Raw genomic sequence first — 6,254 nt, forward strand, 5'->3', positions numbered from 1 at the left:
GAGCGGGCATGACCGCCGTACCTGCCAAGGACCTCTCGTCCAAAGATCCATCGCCCAAGAATCCATCGTCCAAGGACCCATCGTCCAAGGAGAAGGGCTCGGGGCGCTCGGGACCGCGCGAGCAGGTCGTCGCCGCCGTCGGGCTGCTGGACCGCCCGCTCACCTCGTACTACCTGGTGCTGGGCTGTTCCATGATGCTCCTGGCGCTCGGGCTCACGATGGTGCTGTCGGCGTCCAGCGTGAAGCAGCTGCAGGAGACCGGGTCGGCCTACACGCTGTTCCAGAAGCAGGCGATGTGGATGGTGCTCGGGCTGCCCGGCATGTGGCTCGCCTCCCGCATGCCCGTCAAGGCGATCCGTTCGCTGGCGTACCCGCTCCTGCTGCTGTCCATCGTCGCGCTGGTCCTGGTGCTGGTGCCGGGCCTCGGCCGTACGGCGGGCGGCGCCACCCGCTGGATCAGCCTCGGGCCGATGCAGATCCAGCCCTCCGAACCCGCCAAGCTGGGCCTGGTGCTCTGGGGTGCCGACCTGCTGGCCCGCAAGGAGCGGCTCGGCCAGCTCACCGAGTGGCGACCGCTGCTCGTCCCGCTGCTGCCCGGCGCGGGGCTGCTGGTCCTCCTGGTGATGCTGGGGAACGACCTCGGCACGACACTGGTCCTCCTCACGATCTTCCTGGCGCTGCTGTGGGTCGTGGGGGCGCCCGCGCGGCTGTTCGTCGGCATCGCGGGGCTGGTGTGCCTGCTGGTGTCGATCCTGATCGTGGTCGAGCCGTACCGCATGCAGCGGCTCACCGGCTTCCTGGACCCCTCGGGCAACCAGCTGACGAGCAACTACCAGGGCCGGCAGGGACTGTTCGCGGTGGCCTCCGGTGGCTGGTTCGGCACCGGCCTGGGGGAGGGGAGGGCCAAATGGGACTACCTTCCCCATGCCGAAACCGACTTCATCTTCGCGATCGTCGGGGAGGAGTTCGGCCTGGTCGGTACGCTCGTAGTGCTGGGTCTGTTCGGGCTGCTGGCGTACGCCGGGCTGCGGATCGCCAGGAGGGTGAAGGATCCGTTCACCCGCCTCGCCGCGGCCGGGGCGACCGCGTGGCTCGTGGTGCAGGCGATCGTCAACATCGGGGCGGTGATCGGTGTGCTTCCCATCACGGGGATCCCGCTCCCGCTGGTCTCCTACGGCGGTTCGGCGCTGATCCCGACCCTGATGGTGCTGGGCGTTCTGCTGGCGTTCGCCAAACGGGAGCCGGGCGCGCGCCAGGCACTGGCGGCTCGGGGTCCCGGTCCGGTCTCGCGGGCCCTAAGCTGGCTGGGCCTGGCACGGCGTTGAATCCGCTGATCGACACTTTGAGGAGTTGTCAACGAGCATGAGGGTTGTCCTGGCCGGCGGCGGCACCGCCGGACACATCGAGCCCGCCCTGGCCCTCGCGGACGCGCTGCGCCGCAACGATCCCAACGTGGGGATCACCTGTCTGGGCACGGAGCGGGGCCTGGAGACCCGGCTCGTCCCGCAGCGCGGTTACGAGCTCGCCCTGATCCCGCCGGTGCCGCTGCCGCGCACGCTGACCCCGCAGCTGCTGTCGGTCCCCGGCCGGCTCCGTGGTGCGATCAACGCGGCGGCGAACATCCTCGACCAGGCCCAGGCCGACATCCTCGTCGGCTTCGGCGGCTACGTCGCCACCCCCGGCTACCTGGCCGCGCGCAAGCGCAAGGTGCCGATCATCGTGCACGAGGCCAACCCCAAGCCGGGCCTGGCCAACAAGCTCGGTGCCCGCTTCACCGACCACGTCGCGGTGTCGCACGCCGACTCCCCGCTGCCGGGCGCCACGTTCGTCGGCATCCCGCTGCGCCGCGAGATCGCCACGCTGGACCGGCTGGCGATGGGCGACAAGGCCCGGTCCTACTTCGGGCTGCTGCCCGACCTCCCGACGTTGCTGATCTTCGGTGGCTCGCAGGGCGCCCGGTCGCTCAACCGCGCCGCGGTCGCCGCCGCCCCCGCGTTCCGGCAGGCCGGGATCCAGGTGCTGCACATCGTCGGGCCCAAGAACACCGAGGAGCCCGAGCCGGCCGCCGGCGGCCCCCAGTACGTCACCATCCCGTACTGTGACCGGATGGACCTGGCCTACGCGGCGGCGGACATGGCCATGTGCCGGGCGGGGGCGATGACCTGCGCCGAGCTGACCGCGGTCGGCCTGCCCGCGGTCTACGTGCCGCTGCCGATCGGCAACGGCGAGCAGCGGCTCAACGCCGAGCCGATCGTCGCCGCGGGTGGCGGGATGCTCGTCGACGACGCCGAGCTCACGCCGGAGTGGATCGCCCGCAGCCTGCTGCCGGTGCTGGCCGACCCGGGCCGGGTGGCCCACATGTCGGAGGCGGCCGGGCGGATGGGCCGGCGGGACGCCGACGTGGCGCTGGCCAAGATGGTGTACGACGTGGTTCGCGCGTCGGGGCGGCAGCACTAGGGGTCGCAAGACATCTTGCGACGAGGGGATGAGCGTTACGGGATGAGTCTGATCAATCCTGGCGAGATCGTGCCGGCCGATGAACTGGGGGCGGTCCACTTCATCGCGATCGGCGGGGCCGGCATGTCCGGGATCGCCCGCATCATGCTCAAGCGCGGCATCGCCGTCTCCGGCAGCGACGCGCGCGACTCCGAGCTGCTGGGGCAGCTGAGCGATCTCGGCGCCAAGGTGTTCGTGGGCCACGACGCCGCCTACGTCGGCGACGCCGACACGGTCGTGGTGTCCACCGCGATCAGGGACACCAACCCCGAGCTCGTCGCCGCCCGCGAGCGCGGCCTGCGCGTGCTGCACCGCTCGGCCGCGCTGGCCTCGCTGATGGCCGGCCGCCGGGCGGTCGCGGTGGCGGGCACGCACGGCAAGACCACGACGACGTCGATGCTGACCGTCGCGCTGCAGCACGCGGGGGCCGACCCCTCCTACTGCATCGGCGGCCAGCTGGTCACCACCGGTCTCGGCGCGGACGAGGGCACCGGCGACGTCTTCGTGGCCGAGGCCGACGAGAGCGACGGCTCGTTCCTCATGTACACCCCGCACATCGCGGTCATCACCAACGTCGAGGCCGACCACCTCGACAACTACGGCGGCTTCGAGAAGGTCAAGGAGAACTTCGCCCGCTTCGTCGAGCGGATCGAGCCGGGCGGCACCCTCGTCGCCGGCGCCGACGATCCCGTCGCGATGGAGCTGGCCGCCCAGGCACGCGGGCGCGGCCTCACCGTCGTCACCTACGGCGAGGCGGCCGGCGCCGACCTCCGCGTGACCGGGTTCACGCCGCGCGGGCTGGGCTCCCGCTTCGAGATCGAGGGCCTGGGTGAGGTCACGCTCGGTGTCCCCGGCCGCCACAACGCGCTCAACGCCACCGCGGTGGTCGCGGTGGCACGGGCGCTCGGCCGTGACCTGGCCGAGGTCCTGCGGGGCCTGACCGCCTTCGGCGGGGCGATGCGCCGCCTGGAGCCCAAGGGCAAGGCGGGCGGCGTCGAGGTCTTCGACAGCTACGCCCACCACCCGACCGAGCTCTCGGCCGACCTGGAAGCCACCCGCGACTATGCCGACCAGATCGGCGCCGCCAGGATCGTCGCGGTCTTCCAGCCGCACCTCTACAGCCGCACCCGTTTCTTCGCCGCGGAGTTCGGCGAGGCCCTCGGGCTGGCGGATGTGGCGGTGGTGCTGGACGTGTACGGCGCGCGCGAAGACCCCGAGCCCGGCGTGACCGGCGAGCTCGTGGCCGACGCCGTCCCGGCGAGCACCGAGACCGTCTACGCCCCGGTCTGGGACGAGGTCCCCGAGACGGTCACCGCGCTCGCCCGTCCCGGCGACGTGGTCATCACGCTCGGCGCGGGCGACGTCACCCTGCTGGGTCCCAAGATTCTCGACCTGATCGCCGCCTCCTAGGTGACGGGGATGGGGACGGGCCGGGAATCGGCGATCGAGACTCGTGCCGACGAGCCATCGGACCCGGGCCGGCCGGCGTCCGCCGAACGTCCGCGGGCCAGCCGCTGGAAGGTGCTCTTCGTCACCCTCCTCGTGGTCAGCCTGCTCGGCGCGGCGGCCTGGGTGCTGCTCGGCTCCCGGCTTCTGGTCGTCCGCCACGTCGAGGTCGCCGGCACCAAGCTCGCCCCACGCGACCGGGTGGTGGCCGCCGCGGGGATCCGCCTCGGCGGCCCCATGGTCCGCCTCGGCACGGGTTCGGTCCGCGCACGCGTGGAGAAGCTGCGCGAGGTCGAGTCCGCCCGGGTCGAACGGCACTGGCCCGGCACGGTCCGGATCGTCGTCCGTGAGCGCGTGCCGCTCGTCTCGGTCGAACGCGCCGGGCGCTTCTACCAGCTCGACAAGCAGGGCGTGATCGTCACCGACACCCCCGCCCGCCCGGGCCGCATGCCCGGCCTGACGGCGACCGCCCCGGGGCCGACCGATCCGGCCACCCTCGCCGCCCTCAGCGTCGTTAACGCCCTCCCCGCCCGTCTTGGCAAAAGCCTGACCGAGGTCGAGGCGCCCACCCCCGAATCCGTCACGCTCCGCCTGACCGGCGGCCTCTCCGTCGTCTGGGGTTCCGCCGAACGCTCCGGCGAGAAGCTCCGTCTTCTCGACGCCCTCCAGCGCACCGCCGCCGGACGGGCCGCCCGGACGATCGATGTGAGCTCTCCGGAAGTGGTGACCACCCGCTGAACGCCGGAGTCTGGTCCCGTGCGTGTGTCGCGGGGATTCCGGCCGCCCGATGGGGCACGCTTGTCGGAGGCGTGGCCGCACGTGCGAAAGCCGGGCGTCCACGGCCGGCTCCCAAGGAGAATGAGGTCTGATGTCCCGGGTAAGGCGAAGCGCGGTCAGTCGCCCTTGGTTCGCCAACCAGGGCAAGTGGCGCGCACTGCGACACGCCGGTGTAGTTGGCGGGAGGTTAGTTGACCCTGGCGGTAAGCCCGCCCTACTGTCCGTATCAGTCCTCAGGTTGACATAACTGTAAGCCTCAAGTTGAGGGTGAGGGTTGAGGCGGTCACACACCGCCCCGATCCGTACCAGAGCAAGACCAGGTCAGGAACATGGCAGCGGCACGGAATCCGGGCCGGCCGGTTGGATAGAGCGAGCGGAAAGGCCCCTCGTCGTGGCAGCACCGCAGAATTACCTCGCGGTCATCAAAGTCGTCGGTATCGGCGGCGGCGGCGTCAACGCCGTCAACCGGATGATCGAGGAGGGACTCAAGGGCGTCGAGTTCATCGCGATCAACACTGACGCCCAGGCGCTGCTGATGAGTGACGCCGACGTGAAGCTGGACGTGGGGCGTGAGCTCACCCGCGGCCTGGGAGCCGGGGCCAACCCGGACGTGGGCCGCAAGGCGGCCGAAGACCATCGTGAGGAGATCGAAGAGGTCCTCAAGGGCGCCGACATGGTGTTCGTGACGGCGGGGGAGGGCGGCGGCACCGGCACCGGCGGCGCGCCCGTCGTGGCCAACATCGCGCGGTCGCTGGGCGCCCTCACGATCGGCGTGGTGACCCGCCCGTTCAGCTTCGAGGGCAAGCGGCGGGCGATGCAGGCCGAGGCCGGCATCGAGACGCTGCGCGACGAGGTCGACACCCTCATCGTGATCCCCAATGACCGGCTGCTGTCGATCTCCGACCGGCAGGTCAGCGTGCTGGACGCGTTCAAGGCCGCCGACCAGGTGCTCCTCTCCGGTGTCCAGGGCATCACCGACCTGATCACCACGCCGGGTCTGATCAACCTGGACTTCGCCGACGTCAAGTCGGTCATGTCCGGCGCGGGCTCGGCCCTCATGGGCATCGGCTCGGCCCGCGGCGACGACCGCAGCGTGGCCGCCGCGGAGATGGCGATCTCCAGCCCGCTGCTGGAGGCCAGCATCGACGGCGCCCACGGCGTGCTGCTGTCGATCTCCGGTGGGTCCGATCTGGGCCTGTTCGAGATCAACGAGGCGGCGCAGCTGGTGTCGAACGCGGCCGCGCCGGACGCGAACATCATCTTCGGTGCGGTCATCGATGACGCGCTCGGCGACGAGGTCCGGGTGACGGTGATCGCGGCGGGTTTTGACGAGGGCCGTCCCGCCAAGCCGGCCCCTGAACCGGAGGCCAAACGGGTGCCTCCGCCGCCGCGTCCGGTCCCCCCGCCACCGGCCCCGCCGGCGCCCGCGGCGCCGACCAATCCGATTCCCAGCCGGGTGGGCCGTCCGGAGCCCGCGCCTCAGCCGTCCGGGCAGCAGACCGTCGCCCAGGCCGCGGCGGCGCCCGCCCCGGCAC

5 protein-coding genes are annotated in these 6,254 nt (G+C 71.7%); all 5 read left to right on the plus strand.

Annotation, left to right across the window (positions count from 1 at the left end; translation table 11 throughout):
• Nucleotides 1-8: 8 nt before the first annotated feature.
• Nucleotides 9-1,325 (plus strand): putative lipid II flippase FtsW, encoded by a 1,317-nt coding sequence (gene ftsW, locus F8566_RS36805; RefSeq protein WP_151566524.1) that lies wholly within the window; start codon nt 9-11, stop codon nt 1,323-1,325.
• 37 nt (nt 1,326-1,362) lie between these two features.
• Nucleotides 1,363-2,457 (plus strand): undecaprenyldiphospho-muramoylpentapeptide beta-N-acetylglucosaminyltransferase, encoded by a 1,095-nt coding sequence (gene murG, locus F8566_RS36810; RefSeq protein ID WP_151566526.1) that lies wholly within the window; start codon nt 1,363-1,365, stop codon nt 2,455-2,457.
• 42 nt (nt 2,458-2,499) lie between these two features.
• On the plus strand, nt 2,500-3,906 hold the full coding sequence (murC, locus tag F8566_RS36815; protein WP_151566528.1) for a UDP-N-acetylmuramate--L-alanine ligase: 1,407 nt from the start codon (nt 2,500-2,502) through the stop codon (nt 3,904-3,906).
• A gap of 9 nt (nt 3,907-3,915) precedes the next feature.
• A complete protein-coding gene (locus F8566_RS36820) occupies nt 3,916-4,680 on the plus strand; it encodes a cell division protein FtsQ/DivIB (RefSeq protein ID WP_151566530.1) in 765 nt (254 codons plus the stop codon).
• 430 nt (nt 4,681-5,110) lie between these two features.
• A partial coding sequence (ftsZ, locus tag F8566_RS36825) for a cell division protein FtsZ (protein WP_151566532.1) occupies nt 5,111-6,254 on the plus strand: 1,144 nt, incomplete at its 3' end.

It is taken from the genome of Actinomadura rudentiformis, assembly GCF_008923185.1.
In the GTDB taxonomy this organism is placed as follows: Bacteria; Actinomycetota; Actinomycetes; order Streptosporangiales; family Streptosporangiaceae; genus Spirillospora; species Spirillospora rudentiformis.

Coding starts and splice junctions, on each gene's coding strand:
- murC (WP_151566528.1), top strand. CDS start 2,500: ATGAGTCTGATCAATCCTGGCGAGATCGTGCCGGCCGATGAACTGGGG.
- F8566_RS36820 (WP_151566530.1), top strand. CDS start 3,916: ATGGGGACGGGCCGGGAATCGGCGATCGAGACTCGTGCCGACGAGCCA.
- murG (WP_151566526.1), top strand. CDS start 1,363: ATGAGGGTTGTCCTGGCCGGCGGCGGCACCGCCGGACACATCGAGCCC.
- ftsW (WP_151566524.1), top strand. CDS start 9: ATGACCGCCGTACCTGCCAAGGACCTCTCGTCCAAAGATCCATCGCCC.